The organism is Bradyrhizobium sp. Ken51, assembly GCF_055807435.1.
In genome coordinates, this window is sequence record NZ_JBVVPB010000004.1 from 304346 (window position 1) to 318833 (window position 14488).

The 14488-nt window shown below is 65.7% G+C and carries 11 protein-coding genes and 1 tRNA gene; 7 read left to right on the forward strand and 5 right to left on the reverse strand.

Going from position 1 to position 14488, the window contains the following annotated elements; translation table 11 throughout:
* Positions 1-33: 33 nt before the first annotated feature.
* Together rpoH and AC0L27_RS10875 are read right to left on the reverse strand one after the other, a co-directional pair.
* Positions 34-933: an RNA polymerase sigma factor RpoH gene (rpoH, locus tag AC0L27_RS10870; RefSeq protein WP_007596598.1), complete on the reverse strand. Its 900-nt coding sequence runs from the start codon at positions 931-933 to the stop codon at positions 34-36.
* A gap of 217 nt (positions 934-1150) precedes the next feature.
* Complete coding sequence (locus AC0L27_RS10875) at positions 1151-2158, reverse strand: RluA family pseudouridine synthase (protein ID WP_354061730.1); 1008 nt, start codon at positions 2156-2158, stop codon at positions 1151-1153.
* On the opposite strand from AC0L27_RS10875, the gene AC0L27_RS10880 reads away from it, so the two are divergent.
* Complete coding sequence (locus AC0L27_RS10880) at positions 2157-2501, forward strand: hypothetical protein (protein ID WP_354208075.1); 345 nt, start codon at positions 2157-2159, stop codon at positions 2499-2501. The genes AC0L27_RS10875 and AC0L27_RS10880 overlap by 2 nt on opposite strands.
* 221 nt (positions 2502-2722) lie before the next feature.
* Positions 2723-2797, forward strand: a tRNA-Glu gene (locus AC0L27_RS10885).
* A 103-nt stretch (positions 2798-2900) separates the two neighbouring features.
* On the opposite strand, the gene AC0L27_RS10890 is transcribed toward AC0L27_RS10885, so the two are convergent.
* The gene (locus tag AC0L27_RS10890) at positions 2901-3854 is read right to left on the reverse strand and encodes an alpha/beta hydrolase (RefSeq protein WP_275173662.1); all 954 of its coding nucleotides are present in this window, start codon (positions 3852-3854) and stop codon (positions 2901-2903) included.
* A 1004-nt stretch (positions 3855-4858) separates the two neighbouring features.
* On the opposite strand from AC0L27_RS10890, the gene AC0L27_RS10895 reads away from it, so the two are divergent.
* Complete coding sequence (locus tag AC0L27_RS10895) at positions 4859-6349, forward strand: amidohydrolase family protein (RefSeq protein ID WP_354208073.1); 1491 nt, start codon at positions 4859-4861, stop codon at positions 6347-6349.
* A 3-nt stretch (positions 6350-6352) separates the two neighbouring features.
* Positions 6353-7282, forward strand: a complete 930-nt coding sequence (locus AC0L27_RS10900; protein ID WP_354255099.1) for a CobW family GTP-binding protein — start codon at positions 6353-6355, stop codon at positions 7280-7282.
* Positions 7283-7338: 56 nt separating this feature from the next.
* Here the strand turns inward: AC0L27_RS10900 and AC0L27_RS10905 are convergent, their stop codons facing one another.
* A complete protein-coding gene (locus AC0L27_RS10905; protein WP_354208070.1) occupies positions 7339-7812 on the reverse strand; it encodes a hypothetical protein in 474 nt (157 codons plus the stop codon).
* Between the two features lie 11 nt (positions 7813-7823).
* A complete protein-coding gene (locus tag AC0L27_RS10910; protein ID WP_354208068.1) occupies positions 7824-8324 on the reverse strand; it encodes a hypothetical protein in 501 nt (166 codons plus the stop codon).
* Positions 8325-8621: 297 nt separating this feature from the next.
* Between AC0L27_RS10910 and AC0L27_RS10915 the strand changes: the two genes are divergently transcribed.
* The 3 genes from AC0L27_RS10915 (at position 8622) to AC0L27_RS10925 (ending at position 14432) form a co-directional block, all read left to right on the forward strand.
* Positions 8622-10304, forward strand: a complete 1683-nt coding sequence (locus AC0L27_RS10915) for a methyl-accepting chemotaxis protein (RefSeq protein WP_354208066.1) — start codon at positions 8622-8624, stop codon at positions 10302-10304.
* Between the two features lie 11 nt (positions 10305-10315).
* A complete protein-coding gene (locus AC0L27_RS10920; protein WP_354208064.1) occupies positions 10316-10999 on the forward strand; it encodes an aspartate/glutamate racemase family protein in 684 nt (227 codons plus the stop codon).
* Between the two features lie 127 nt (positions 11000-11126).
* Positions 11127-14432: an acetyl-CoA carboxylase family protein gene (locus AC0L27_RS10925; protein ID WP_473318923.1), complete on the forward strand. Its 3306-nt coding sequence runs from the start codon at positions 11127-11129 to the stop codon at positions 14430-14432.
* Positions 14433-14488 lie beyond the last annotated feature (56 nt).

The window sequence follows — 14488 nt, forward strand, 5'->3', positions numbered from 1 at the left end:
ATCCGCCAATCTCTGGCGCTAAAAACCCCGCGCTTAGAGCGCGGCTTCCAGCGCGGCCTGTTCGGCCTTTGCGATCGTGCCCTTGACCGCGGACTGCACCTTCTCGAAGGCGCGGACCTCGATCTGGCGGACGCGCTCGCGCGACACGCCGAACTCGGCGGCAAGGTCTTCCAGCGTCATCGGCTCATCGGCGAGGCGGCGGGCCTCGAAGATGCGGCGTTCGCGCGGGTTGAGCACGCCCATCGCGCCGTTCAGGGCGTCGCGGCGGTGATCATACTCCTCATGCTCGGCGAGCATGGCTTCCTGGTTGGGCGAATTGTCGACCAGCCAGTCCTGCCATTCGCCGGCTTCGCCGTCGTCGCGGATCGGAGCATTGAGCGACGCGTCGCCACCGAGGCGGCGGTTCATGTCGACCACGTCCTGAGCCGTGACGCCGAGACGCTTGGCAATGATGGCCACCTGGTCGGGGCGGAGATCGCCTTCGTCCAGCGCGGAAATCTTGCTCTTCGCCTTGCGCAGGTTGAAGAACAGCTTCTTCTGGTTCGCGGTGGTGCCCATCTTCACGAGCGACCACGAACGCAGGATGTACTCTTGAATCGACGCCTTGATCCACCACATCGCGTAGGTGGCGAGACGGAAGCCCTTCTCGGGCTCGAACCGCTTCACCGCCTGCATCAGGCCGACATTGCCTTCCGAGACGACCTCGGAGATCGGCAGGCCGTAGCCGCGATAGCCCATGGCGATCTTGGCCACGAGACGGAGATGGCTGGTGACGAGTTGGTGCGCGGCGTCACGATCATCGTGCTCGCGCCAGCGCTTGGCGAGCATGTATTCCTGCTGGGGTTCCAGCATCGGAAACTTGCGGATCTCGCCGAGGTAACGGGAAAGGCCGGATTCGCCATTAAGGACCGGCAGGGTAGCTGTACGGGCCATAGTGCGCCCTCCAAACAGGTTCAGGCCCCCGATAGCGGCGGGCCAGGCAGACGACCGCTTGGTTAAAGCCGATCGGTGCTGCGATGTTCCGCGTTGGTCTTCAACGCAAGCGCAATATACTCCATCGGGAGGCAAAAAGGGAAGGATTGCTGACGTCACGTCCCCGTGTGGCAGCTATAACTTTTTGTAATGTAAAGCATTTCTGAAGCGGCCTGCGTCATAGCGCCGCTTTCAGGGCCCCCTGGAGGAGAAGCAAATCCTCCGGCAGAGGCGCTTCCCAGTGGAGTAATTCTCCAGTCCTCGGGTGCTCCAATACCAGCAGGTAAGCATGCAGGGCCTGCCGCCCCAGCGCGGCCAGGACGGCCTGCGACTCGGGGCCGAGCTGGTTCGCCTTGGTCTTGAAATGCGGGCCGTAGACGGCATCGCCCATCAGGGGGTGGCCGATATGGGCGAGGTGGACGCGTATCTGGTGGGTGCGCCCGGTCTCGAGTTCGCAGGCGAGCAGCGTCGCGATCGGCTTGCCGTCGCGCCCGTTAAAACTCTCCAGAAGCTCCCAATGCGTCACGGCCTCGCGGCCGCCCTGGCGTACCGCCATCTTCTCGCGCGCATGCGGGTGGCGGTCGATCGGCGCGTCCACGGTGCCGCGATGGCGCCCCGGCAGCCCCCAGGCGAAGGCCATGTAGCCGCGCCGCATCGGCCCGGTGCGGCCGTGATCGGCGAATTGCGCGGTGAGCGAGGCATGCGCGAGGTCGTTCTTGGCGACCACCATCAGCCCGGTGGTGTCCTTGTCCAGCCGGTGCACGATGCCGGGCCGGCGGACGCCACCGATGCCCGACAGCGATGAGCCGCAATGGGCGATCAGCGCGTTCACCAGCGTGCCGGTCTCGTGGCCGGCCGCGGGATGCACCACCAGCCCTTTCGGCTTGTTGAGGACGACGATGTCGTCGTCCTCGAACACGATATCGAGGGCGATATCCTCGCCTTTCGGCTCCGGCGGGGCCGCTTCCGGCACGTCGATTGTGATCGTATCACCGGAGGCGACGTGATAAGCGGGGTCCCGGATCGCGGCGTCCCTGAGGCTCACCGCGCCCGCCAGAATCAGGGCTTTCAGCCTCGATCGCGACAGCTCGGCAAGGTGCACCGCCAGCACGCGGTCGAGCCGGGTCGAGCCCTCGGAGCCTTCGACGACAACCTCCAACCTTTGCGCAGAGCCAGAATTTTCCATGACGACGTCTGATACCGTTGTTCCCGAACCGAGCCCCGAGCAGGCCGCGCTGTTCGCGCGGGTGCGGCGGATGATGCTGATCGCGGGGTTGACCACGGCGCTGGCAATCTGCGCCGTGCTGATTGCGGTGGGCTACCGCCTTTTCAAGTCGGAGGGAAGGGCGCCCGAGCCGGCCGGCGAGGTCATTGCCACCCTGCCCAAGGGCGCCAAAATCGTCTCGAGCGCCGTCGCCGGCGACCGCCTCGTGATCACGCTCGACATCGGCGGCGTCACCGAGATCCGTACCTTCGACGCCCATACCTTGCGGCCGGCCGGAAAGCTGAAATTTGCCAATGAGCCGTGAGTCCGGCCCCGGGACTCGCCGCCATCGTCGTCCTGGCGAAGGCCAGGACCCATAGCCACCGAATCCGCTTGCATGAACGAGATCGTCGCTCCGATCTGCTTAACCATCCGCATTCGAGCTAATGGGTTCGGATTCCGCCGGGACGACGCCAAGCAGAGTTCCAAAACCCCGCGATCCCCGCTTGCCGCCGGCAAAATTCGAGGCTATGTCCTCTCCCTCACGCTCCCTTCGTCTAGCGGTTAGGACGCGGCCCTCTCAAGGCTGAAACAGGGGTTCGATTCCCCTAGGGAGCGCCATTCGCGTACGAGACTGGGCACTTCAAACCCCGGCCGTTCCCGCCTGAAGCCGCAACGAGCAAGCGCAGGAGCGAGCTTTCCACGGCTCGGCGCAGGCGCTCTCTTACGCGATCGTGCCGTCGATCGAGCGGCGGATCACCCGCTGCACTTCTGCATTCGACAGAAACAGATCGTGGTTGATGATGCCCCAGCCTTCCTGCGAGGCATCTACCACGCGCACACCGAGCCGCGCGATGACGGCCTTCTCGGCGGCGCCCACCCTGGTCATTCCACCTGCGATTTGTCCCGACAGCGCCAGTGCGCGATCGTTCGTCGCGGCGATCACGGTGATTTTGCCGGCAAGCGGACCGATGCGGTGGACCGCCGACGTGAACACGTCCATGTCGATATCTGGCGCAGCAAACACAACCGCGCCGATCTTGCTCGTAACTGTGTCGCCGTATCGGGCATAGAGCTGACGCAGGCTTTCGAGCGTCAGCATGGTTCCCATGCTGTGCGCAACGATGTGTACGCGGCCGCCGCCCGGAGCGGACACGAGGGCAGAGAGCACGCGTTCGAAATCGTCGCGGGACCACATCGCGCTGTCGCGGTCATAGGCATAGTCGAACAGCCCTGCCTTGGAAGGCCAGGAGAACGCCACGGTTCGGCCGCGGAACTTGATCCCATCCGAGAGATGAGCGGCATCCAGCATCGCCGTCTCGAATGTCTGTTTGAAGCCGTGCACATAGATAAGCACGTCTCCTCCGCCGGCCTGCGCGACCAGATCGCCAACGTCTGCCGATACCGGTTCGAGCCGATCAAGGCGCCAATCGCCAAATCCGACCGAGGCGAGAGAAAGTCGGCTCTCGTCCGGCGCCACCAGCTTCGCCCTCGCGACCGTCATGTTGGTTGCACGCTCCGGCCCGAACCAGGGTTTCGTGCGACCACCGTTGACGGGCTTGCGCGTGGTGGCGACGAGCAATGTGGGATCAAGGGAGAGCGATGACGCGTCGAAACGCGCCCCGGTCGCACCCAAGCCGGCGCATCCGCCGAGCGCAATGGCGGTCCCTGCCGACATAAATCCACCGAGGAGAGCGCGGCGCGAAATAGAATGGTGAGGGTCGCGTTGCAGAAGAGGTCGAGCGATCACACGAAACCTTTGGGAACTTTGTCCACCGTAGCGCCCCATCTAACTTCCTGAATGACAATGGGGGCGAGAAGACGGCGGAGCAGCTTCGCGGTCCATTGCATGGTCGTGGCGTCGGTCGTCTCCGGCGGTCGCGCGAAACAGCCGCAAACGCAAGTCAATCCCCGCCAGCAAAAATATTCCGCTTTACCGAAATTCGGAAATGTCGTATGTGTCGCCCATCCCAGCCCACAAGAGGGGCGGTCGTACGTCGTCACGAACGCGGGTTGGGAGTTGCGGTGGACGCGGGCGGCGTTAAAGGCGGGATTGTGCATGCAGGGCGAGATGAACCTCGTGAGCATGGCACGAACCGCATCGACGGACGGCGCCCAATGCCTGCGAAGTCTTTTGCCGAAGCAGGGCCATGTCCTGCGAAGCCTTGGGCGAAGCAGGAAGCTCGCGTACGGCAAAACCGTGTGGTCCTGGCCGTCGTTGCTACGGTCAAGCCTTTGCGAAGGCGTCAGCGCGTCAACCGGCGCGGTGCCGTGCATTTCACGGAGGTGACGGAGGCAAGAAGGAACTCGTCTCCGGGGAGAGCGCGGCATAGGCCGTCAAACCATCGCGCAGGGAAGGCCTGGTCTCGGCTGCCCTGTGTCTCCCCTGTGCATTGCGTGTGCAATCAGTTCGCATGGGGGTCTTTATGGGTGCCAGCCGGCGCCCGGTCTTGCCTGCGCCCTTTCTTCGAGGGCGTGAAGCGAGAAGCATACCTCGGGCAAACCTGCCGCGAGACTGCGAGCGCGTGTCCGCGACCTGCTGTGAATTGACCTCTCCTTCGAGCCTCCCTTTCGAGCCTGCCTTCGAGCCTCCCTTGCGAGCATGATGCGTCGGCATCGGTGGAGGTGGTCGTCCCTCCGGGAATCTGCCTTGATGCGAATTCAGCGTGAGGGAGTGACGACATGAGCGGCTTGGTGATCTCTGGCGGCCGGGTGGTGGATCCCGCCAGCGGAATGGACGCGGTTGGCGATGTGGCGGTGGTGGACGGCAAGGTCGCCGCGGTCGGCGCCTCGCTCGGCGGCGCCGAGCGGGTGATCGACGCGACCGGCCTCGTGGTCGCGCCCGGCTTCATCGACCTGCATGCGCATGGCCAGTCGCTCCCCGCCGATCGCATGCAGGCGTTTGATGGCGTCACGACGACGCTCGATCTCGAAGCCGGCGTGCTGCCGGTCGGGTCGTGGTATGAGCGCCAGGCGCGGAAGGGACGCGTGCTGAACTACGGCGCCGCCACCAACTGGGCCTTCGCGCGCATCGGCGCGATGACGGGCTCCAATGCGGAGAGCTCGCTGGAGGCGTTCGGCAATGCCATGCGCGATCGCCGCTGGATGGACAACGTGGCGAGCGATGCGGAGGTTGCGGGAATCCTCGAGAGATTGTCGCGCGGCCTGAATGAGGGCGGCATCGGCATCGGCATCTTGAACGCCTATGCGCCAGGCGCCGGCGTGCAGGAGCTGACCGCGGTCTGCCAGCTCGCGGCCGCGCAGGACGTGCCGACCTTCACGCATGTCGCCTACATGTCGCGCGTCGACCCCGAGAGCGCGGCGGAGGCCTATATCCGCCTGATCGGCTATGCCGGCGCCACCGGCGCGCACATGCACATCTGCCATTTCAATTCGTCGAGCAAGACTGACGTCGAGCGCTGCCGTGTGCTGATCGCGAAAGCGCAGGCGCAGGGCCTGCCGATCACGGTCGAGGCCTATCCCTACGGCACCGGATCGACCGTGCTGGCGGCCGCGTTTTTCAGCGACCCCGAATTCGTCGAGCGCAACGGCACCGGCTACGATTCCGTGCAGCGGGTCACCGACGGCCACCGCTTCAGCGATCGCGAGGAGCTCTTGAAGGCGCAGGGCGAAGAGCCGTCTTCGCTGGTGCTGTGGCACATCCTCGACACCGAGAACAATGCGCATCACCGCGACCTCCTCGACATGTCGGTGCTCTATCCCGGCGGCGCCATCGCCTCCGACGCGATGCCGTGGACGACGTCTGACGGCAAGACCTACACCGGCGATGCCTGGCCGCTGCCGGATGACGCCACCTCGCATCCGCGCTCGGCCGGCTGCTTCACAAAGTTCATCCGCGAATGGGTGCGCGAGCGCAAGACGGTGTCGCTGCTCGAAGGCGTGCGCAAATGCGCGCTGATCCCGGCGGAGATCCTCTCGCAGAGCACGCCCGCGATGCGCGCCAAGGGCCGGCTCGCGAAGGACGCCGATGCCGACATCGTCGTGTTCGACTACGAGAAGCTCTCGGACCGCGCGACCTTCACGGCGATGAACCGCCCCTCCGAAGGCGTGCGGCATCTGATCGTCAGCGGCGAGGTGCTGATCACAGATGGCGTGCTGGACGTGGCGGCGCGGCCCGGCCGTCCCGTGCGCCGCCCCGTCGTTGGGGGCTGAGACATGCCGGTCCCCATTCTCCTGGTGACGGGCTTTCTGGGGGCCGGCAAGACCACGGTCGTGAACCATCTGCTGGCGCATGCGGAGGGGCGGCGGATCGCCGCTGTAGTCAACGATTTCGGTGCGATCAACATCGATGCCGAGCTGATCGCGGGCGCCAGCGACGGCGTGGTCAGCCTCGCCAACGGCTGCATCTGCTGCTCGCTTGAAGGTGACCTGCTGCGCACGCTTTCGACGCTGCTGCGGCGTGATCCGAAGCCCGAGTACATCGTCATCGAGACCAGCGGCGTCGCCGATCCCGCCGACATCGTCCGCAATTTGATGGATCCCGTGATCCTGCGCGAGGCGCCCCTGGAAACGGTGGTCTGCGTGATGGACGCGGCAACACCCCCCGCCGCTCTCGACGACGCGCTGCATCGTTCGCAGCTGCGTGTCGCCGACATCGTGGCTCTGAGCAAGCTGGATCTGGCGGACGAGGGCGCCGGCAGGCGGATGCGCGAGGCCATCCGCGCGCAGCGCGTCCCTGCTGTGGTGGTCGATGCGCAGCATGGCGAGATTCCGTCCGCGCTGCTGTTTCCCGCGACCGTCGATCGCGCCCCCGCGCGGCGCGAGCCCGGACCGAAACGTCCGGCAGAGCAACGCTTCGAAACGCTGAGCTGGACCTCGGACCAGCCGCTCTCGCTGCCCCGCCTGCAGCAGGCGATCGGTCAGCTTGCGCCAAAACTCGCGCGGGCCAAAGGCCTGTTCGAGACCGTCGAGCAGCCCGGGCGCCAGATGGTGTTTCAATTCGCCGCCGGCCGCGCCACGCTGGTGCCAGGCGAAGTGCCGACGCCGGGCCTGCCCGCCGCGCGCATCGTGTTCATCGCCGAGCTAGGCGTGCTCTCGAAGGCGGAGCTCGATGCGATCATGGCGACGTGCGTTGCCGATCGGTGAAGCTGCCGCCTCAAGCGAATTGCGCGAGGCGAACACGGTGGTCTGGAAGGACTGTATCAGCAGAACGCGAGCGCGTTGACTGCCCTAGTTGTCGCGATCCAGTTCTCGTTGCCGACGAACTGGCAGACGGCGGATTCGAGCTCACCCGGCCGATTGCCGCGCGCCACCGCCAGCAGCCGCATCAATTCCGCCTCGTCCTTCGACAGACGCCGGCACGACGGCGGCATGAAGCACAATTGGCACGGCCGGCCGCTGCGCAGGATCCTGACCAGCGCGGCAACGCGTGCGACCAGCAGCGGGCTATCGGCGATGCCGGGCGCCTCGTCGGCAAAGCGATAAGCCGCCTCCCAGCAATCGGACGCGCCGGTCGCATAGGCGGCGGCGATGAACCGGAACAGCGAGAGCGTGACGCGGCCAAAATCATCGTAGCTCTCGACGTCAGGCCGCGTCGCAAGCGCGGCCTGGAGCGGACAGAGCCGCGCCTGGCCGGCTTCCGTGACAGACACAGAGCCGTAACTGTCCTGCATCACGCGCGATCCCGTCAGTGCAACGTGGGGCTTCCGACCAGCCAGCTCTTCATCGCCATGGTCCGGTCATGGTCGAAAGACGGAACGTGTCGGTCGGGCAGGATGAGGCCCGCCATGCGGAAGATCGTTGCAAGTCCCCGCACGGGTGCGAGGGCCCAGTCGGCGCCGACAGGCGGCAGCCAGCATTCGAACTGCTCGCGCGCGATATCATCGCGCTCTTTCTGCGCGGCGGCGATCGCCCGCAACATGCCGTGCTCGCTGTCGGACATGCGCGGGCAGGTCGGGCAGTGCACCGCGATCGCCGTATGCGCCGTGCAGGCAAAAATCTCGATGATGGACTCCAGCGAAGGCACGGCATCGCCCACGCGAAAGTGGTCGTACACTTGCTGGACGTCGGCCGCGGTCGGAACGGCGCTTCCGCTGCGCGCCTTCGCCCGAAATCCCCAAATGAAGAGCCGCTCCGCCGCGTTCAGCGACGGAAGGTCGAGGGATCCTGTCGATGTCGATTGATGCATTGAGCCTCTGGCCTCCGGCTGCGCCCACGCCCCGGCTGGCGCTGATGATCTGCGTCGATCGTTCCGTCAGGGCCCCCTGCAAGTCAACGCTCGGAGGGGCGATATCGAGGCCTTCTAGTTTTGAAGAGATCGCATCTTGGATGCAGCTGGCCTCGTGAACCTGCGAGGCCGTCCGCGGCGTGCCGGTAGGATCCTACGGAGTTTTGCGTGTTTTGCGGGGACCCCGAATGCTTAAAGCTTTGCTAAGGGGCGCGGGATAAACTGGCATATCAGCCCTTCCAAATCTTGCGAGCACCTATGTTTTTCTCCCGCATCAGTTTCAAGCTGGTCCTGATTGTCGGCATCAGCCTCCTCGGCATGATCGCGCTGGCGCCGATCGCGCTTTCGACCCTGCGCGCGCAGATGATCGCAGACCGTGAGGCCAAGACGCAGCACATGGTCGACGTCGGCTACGGCATCCTGGCGCACTACCAGAAGCTCGAGAGTGAGGGAAAACTCCCGCGCGAGCAGGCCCAGGCCGGCGCGATCGCGGAAATCAAGAGCCTGCGCTACGACAAGGTCGAGTATTTCTGGCTGAACGACATGACCCCCAAGATGGTCATGCATCCGATCAAGCCCGAACTCGACGGCAAGGATCTCGCCGGGATGAAGGATCCGTCCGGCAACGCGCTGTTCGTCGGCTTCGTTGACGTCGTCAAGAAGCAGGGCGCGGGCTTCTACAGCTACCTCTGGCCGAAGCCCGGCTTCGACCAGCCGGTCGGGAAAATCTCCTATGTGAAGGGCTTTGCGCCCTGGGGCTGGATCATCGGTACCGGGATCTATCTCGACGATGTCGACGCCGTCTTCCGCCAGAATGCGATGACGTTCGCCCTGGTGTGCCTGGCCGTGTTCGTGCTCGTGCTCGGCGCCTCCTTCGTGATCGGCCGCAGCGTGACCCGGCCGCTGGCGAAGATCACTGCGCTCACCGAGCGCCTCGCCGCCGGCGACAGCGCGTTCGATGTGCCCCATACCGATCGTCGCGACGAGATCGGCGGGCTCGCCAAGGCGCTCGCCGTGTTCAAGGACAATGCGTCGGCGGTCGGCCGGATGCACGCCGAACAGCAGGAGACGAAGCAGAAGGCCGACGAGGAGAAGCGCAAGACGATGACCGACCTCGCCGGCAAGTTCGAGGCCAACGTTCAGGCCGTCGTCCGCGACGTCTTCAACGAGGCGCGCGCGATGCAGCAGGCCGCGCAGGGCATGTCCGAGACCGCGAACAAGGCGACCGACCGTGCGAGCTTCGTCGCCACCGCCTGCCAGCAGGCTTCGAGCAACGTGCAGACGGTGGCCTCCGCCGCCGGGCAGCTGTCGTCCTCGATCGCCGAGATCAGCCAGCGCGTCGCGCAGGCTGCAAGCGTGGCCGACAAGGCCGCCGCCGACGGTCAGCGCACCAACGACACGGTGCAGGGACTTGCCGCCGCCGCGCACAAGATCGGCGAGGTCATCGACCTCATCAACCAGATCGCCTCGCAGACCAATCTGCTCGCGCTCAACGCCACCATCGAGGCGGCGCGCGCCGGCGAGGCTGGCAAGGGCTTTGCCGTGGTGGCAAGCGAAGTGAAGTCGCTGGCAAGCCAGACCGCGAAGGCGACCGACGAGATCGGCGCGCAGATCACCGCGATCCAGGCCGAGACCAACCAGGTGGTCGGCAACATCGACAGCATTCGCAAGACCATCATGGAGGTCAACGAGATTTCCTCGTCGATCGCCGCAGCCGTCGAGGAGCAGGGCGCCGCGACCGCGGCGATCGCCCACAGCGTAAGGGAGGCCGCCTCCGGCACCGACCAGGTCTCGCAGAACATCTCGGGCGTCACTGATGCCACGGCGGAGACCGGCCAGGCCGCCGGCCTCGTGCTGCAATCGAGCGGCCGGCTGTCGCAGAAGCTGCAATCGCTGGAAAACGAGGTCAGCGCTTTCGTTGCGGGGGTGCGAGCGGCCTAGTATAGCAGGGGATGGGCCCAAATTCCGATCGTCGCGCGCGCGTTCTCCTGATCAATCCGAACAGTTCCGTGGCGACCACAGCGATGATGGTCGCCATCGCGAAGTCGGCCGCCGTGGACGGCTTCGACGTCGACGGCGCGACCGCAACGCGCGCGCCGCAAATGATCGTGACGCCGGATGCGCTGGATGCAGCTTCCACCGAAGTTCTCGAGATCGCGCAGTCGAACCGGCATGCATGCGACGGTATCATCGTCGCGGCGTTCGGCGATCCCGGATTGGCGGGGATCAAGGCCGCGATGAAACTGCCCGCGGTCGGCATCGGCGAGTCCTCGATGCTGGAAGCCGCCGAGAACGGCCGCCGCTTCGGCGTGGCGACCACGACACCGCTGTTGGAAGCGAAGATCGACGCTCTGCCGGAAGCGCTGGGTTTGCGATCGCATTACACCGGCGCCCGCTTCGCCAAGGGCGATCCGCAAGACTTGATGCGTGATCCGGCGTGGCTGCGCGCGGCTCTCGCCGGTGCGGTCGAGGCCTGCATCGCGCAGGATGGCGCAGAGGCGGTCATCATCGGTGGCGGGCCGCTGGGCGAAGCCGCGCGCGAGCTTCAGCCGATGTTCACCGTGCCAATCATCGCGCCGATCCCGTCTGCCGTGGCGCGGATTATTCGCCTCGTCACGGCGCGCGCGACCGACTGAAATTCCGGCCCGCGGGAACGGTCATCGCGACCGGCGTTCTTGCCCTTGACGACCTCGGTTAAAGTGACGAAGCAGAACCATCGGACCTGCCGACCCGCGCTTGGGTGCGCGGGCATGGAGACGCTGCATGTCGTTCAAAAAGCTCCTGATCGCCAATCGTGGCGAGATCGCCATCCGCATCGCGCGTGCGGCGGCAGACGCGGGCATCGCGACGGCCGCGATCCATTCCGCCGACGACGCGCTGTCGCTGCATGTGCGGGTTGCCGATGAGGCGGTCGAAATCCCCGGCCGCGGCGCGCGGGCCTATCTCGACATCGAGGCCGTGGTGAAGGCGGCAACGGCGTCTGGATGCGACGCCGTGCATCCCGGCTATGGCTTCCTCAGCGAGAACGCTGCGTTCGCCACGGCCTGTGCCGATGCAGGCATCGCCTTCGTCGGGCCGAAGGCCGCGGCGCTCGAACTGTTCGGCGACAAGGTTGCGGCACGGCAGCTGGCAAAGCGCTGCGGCGTGCCGATCATCGTCGGCACCAGCGGGCCGTCCTCGCTGGAGGATATCACGGCGTTCTTCATCTCGCTCGGCAGCAATGCGGCGATCGTGATCAAGGCGATGTCCGGTGGCGGTGGCCGTGGCATGCGCGTGGTCGAGTGCGCTGCCGATCTCGCGGAGGCCTACGCGCGCTGCCAGTCCGAGGCCAAGACCGCGTTCGGCTTCGACGGCGTCTATGCCGAGCGGCTGATCCGGCAGGCGCGCCATATCGAGGTGCAGATCATCGGTGACCATCGTGGTGCGATCTCCCACCTCTGGGAACGCGAATGCACCATTCAGCGCCGGCACCAGAAGCTAATCGAGGTGGCGCCGAGCCCGTCGCTCGGCGACGGCTTGCGTGGCCGTATCATCGAGGCGGCGAAGCAACTCGCCGTGGCTGCGTCGTACGACAATCTCGGCACGTTCGAGTTCCTGGTCGACGGCACCGCCGACGACAGTTTTGCCTTCATCGAGGCCAACCCGCGGCTTCAGGTCGAGCACACAGTGACCGAGGAGGTGCTCGGCCTCGATCTCGTCCGCGCCCAGCTTGCGGTTGCTGCCGGTGCCTCGCTTGCCTCGCTCGGCCTGGCGCAAGGCTCGATCCCGAAGCCGCGCGGTTATGCCATGCAGCTCCGCGTCAACATGGAGACGCTGGACGAGCTAGGGGCGACGCACCCGACCGGCGGCGTGCTTGCCGTGTTCGAGCCGCCATCAGGCCCCGGCGTCCGCGTCGATAGTTTCGGTTATGCCGGCTACAAGACCAGCGCCGCCTTCGACTCGCTGCTGGCAAAGGTCATCGTGCATACGCCCGGTGAAGCCTGGCACGATGTCGTCGCCAAGGCTTCGCGCGCCTTGCGGGAGTTTCGGATCGACGGCGTCGTCACCAATATCGGCTTCCTCCAGGCCGTGTTGGCGCATCCCGACTTCCGCTCCAACCGCATCGCGACAGACTTCATCGATCGCAACATCGGCAAGCTTGTCGAAGCCGCGGATGGCGCGGCCAAACCACTCTATTTTGCGGCGACGGAACGAAGCGGCGGTCCCGGCACCGAGGCGCATACCGCACAGATCGTGCCCGAAGGCACGGTGATGGTCGCAGCACCCTTGCAGGGGACCATTGTCACCATTCAGGTGAAGGAGGGCGAGATCGTGCGCCCGGGCCAGCAGCTCGCCGTGATCGAATCCATGAAGATGGAGCATCTGGTCATGGCCGAGCAGGGTGGTCGCGTCATGAAGCTCGTGGCCGGCGACGGCGTCACGCTGATGCATGGCGAGCCGATCATGTATCTGGAGCCGCTCGAGGTTGCGGCGGATGCGTCGGCAACAGAAGCCGATATCGATCTCGACCACATCCGTCCCGATCTCGCCGAACTGATCGCGCGCCAGGCCAACACGCTCGACGAAAATCGCCCGGCCTCGGTCGAGCGCCGCCGCAACACCAATCAGCGCACGGCGCGCGAGAATGTCGCGCAGCTCGTCGACGACGGCTCGTTCATGGAGTACGGCAGCCTTGCGATCGCTGCGCAGCGGCGCCGGCGCAAGCTCGACGATCTCGTCAAGAACACGCCGGCCGATGGCCTCGTCATGGGTGTCGCGACCGTCAACGCCGAAAAGTTCGGTCCTGAAGGCGGGCGCTGCATCGTCGTGGCCTACGACTACACCGTGCTCGCGGGCACGCAGGGCCACATGAACCACAAGAAGATCGACCGCATGCTGACGCTCGCGGAAGACTGGCGCGTGCCGCTGGTGTTCTATGCCGAAGGCGGCGGCGGCCGGCCCGGCGATACCGACCGGCTCGGCATGACCGGGCTTGATGGTCCGTCCTTCGTGCAGTTCGCAAGGCTCTCGGGTCTCGTGCCGGTCATCGGCGTGGTCTCCGGCTATTGCTTCGCCGGCAATGCCGCGATGCTCGGCTGCTGCGATGTCATCATCGCGACCAAAAACGCCTCGATCGGCATGGGTGGCCCCGCGATGATCGAGGGCGGCGGGCTCGGCGTCTATCATCCGGCCGAGATTGGTCCTGTCACGTTCCAGTCACCGAACGGCGTCATCGATATCCTCGTCGAGGACGAGGAGGAGGCGACGCGTGTTGCGCAAAAATACCTGTCCTATTTCCAGGGCGCGGTGACGGAGTGGCAGGCCGCCGACCAGCGGCTGCTGCGCCGCGCGATCCCTGAGAACCGCCTGCGCGTTTACGACATCCGCAGCGTGATCGACCTCGTCGCGGACAAGGATTCCGTGCTGGAGCTGCGCCGCGACTACGGTGTCGGCATGGTCACCGCGTTGATCCGCATCGAGGGCAAGCCGTTCGGCCTGATCGCCAACAATCCGCGCCATCTCGGCGGCGCGATTGACGCCGATGCCGGAGACAAGGCCGCGCGCTTCCTCCAGCTCTGCGACGCCTTCGATCTGCCGATCGTCTCCCTGTGCGACACGCCCGGCTTCATGGTCGGACCGGAAGCCGAGAAGACGGCCATCGTGCGCCACGTCTCGCGCATGTTCGTGACAGGCGCGAGCCTGACAGTGCCGCTGTTCGGCATCGTGCTGCGCAAGGGCTATGGGCTCGGGGCCCAGTCGATGATCGGCGGCGGCTTCCACGCCTCGTTCTTCACCGCGGCCTGGCCGACCGGCGAGTTCGGCGGCATGGGCCTGGAGGGATACGTCCGCCTCGGCTTCCGCAAGGAAATGGAGGCGATCGCCGACCCCGTCGAGCGCGAGACTTATTATCGCAACAAGGTCGCCGAGCTCTATGCCAACGGCAAGGCCGTGTCGATCGCCTCGGTGTTCGAGATCGACAACGTCATCGACCCCGCTGAGACGAGGCGGTGGATCATGGCAGGCTTGCGCTCGGTGCCGAAGCCGCCGGCGCGGACCGCGAAGAAACGCCCATGCATCGATACGTGGTGAGGGCGGTGCAGCAATTCTGATTGCGCTTCGCCGCGTTTCCGGTTCCCGATTGACAT

Excerpts from the sequence above, each read along its gene's own strand:
- rpoH (WP_007596598.1), bottom strand. The coding sequence starts at position 933 with ATGGCCCGTACAGCTACCCTGCCGGTCCTTAATGGCGAATCCGGCCTT.
- AC0L27_RS10880 (WP_354208075.1), top strand. The coding sequence starts at position 2,157 with ATGACGACGTCTGATACCGTTGTTCCCGAACCGAGCCCCGAGCAGGCC.
- AC0L27_RS10875 (WP_354061730.1), bottom strand. The coding sequence starts at position 2,158 with ATGGAAAATTCTGGCTCTGCGCAAAGGTTGGAGGTTGTCGTCGAAGGC.
- AC0L27_RS10890 (WP_275173662.1), bottom strand. The coding sequence starts at position 3,854 with ATGTCGGCAGGGACCGCCATTGCGCTCGGCGGATGCGCCGGCTTGGGT.
- AC0L27_RS10895 (WP_354208073.1), top strand. The coding sequence starts at position 4,859 with ATGAGCGGCTTGGTGATCTCTGGCGGCCGGGTGGTGGATCCCGCCAGC.
- AC0L27_RS10900 (WP_354255099.1), top strand. The coding sequence starts at position 6,353 with ATGCCGGTCCCCATTCTCCTGGTGACGGGCTTTCTGGGGGCCGGCAAG.
- AC0L27_RS10910 (WP_354208068.1), bottom strand. The coding sequence starts at position 8,324 with ATGCATCAATCGACATCGACAGGATCCCTCGACCTTCCGTCGCTGAAC.
- AC0L27_RS10915 (WP_354208066.1), top strand. The coding sequence starts at position 8,622 with ATGTTTTTCTCCCGCATCAGTTTCAAGCTGGTCCTGATTGTCGGCATC.
- AC0L27_RS10920 (WP_354208064.1), top strand. The coding sequence starts at position 10,316 with ATGGGCCCAAATTCCGATCGTCGCGCGCGCGTTCTCCTGATCAATCCG.
- AC0L27_RS10925 (WP_473318923.1), top strand. The coding sequence starts at position 11,127 with ATGTCGTTCAAAAAGCTCCTGATCGCCAATCGTGGCGAGATCGCCATC.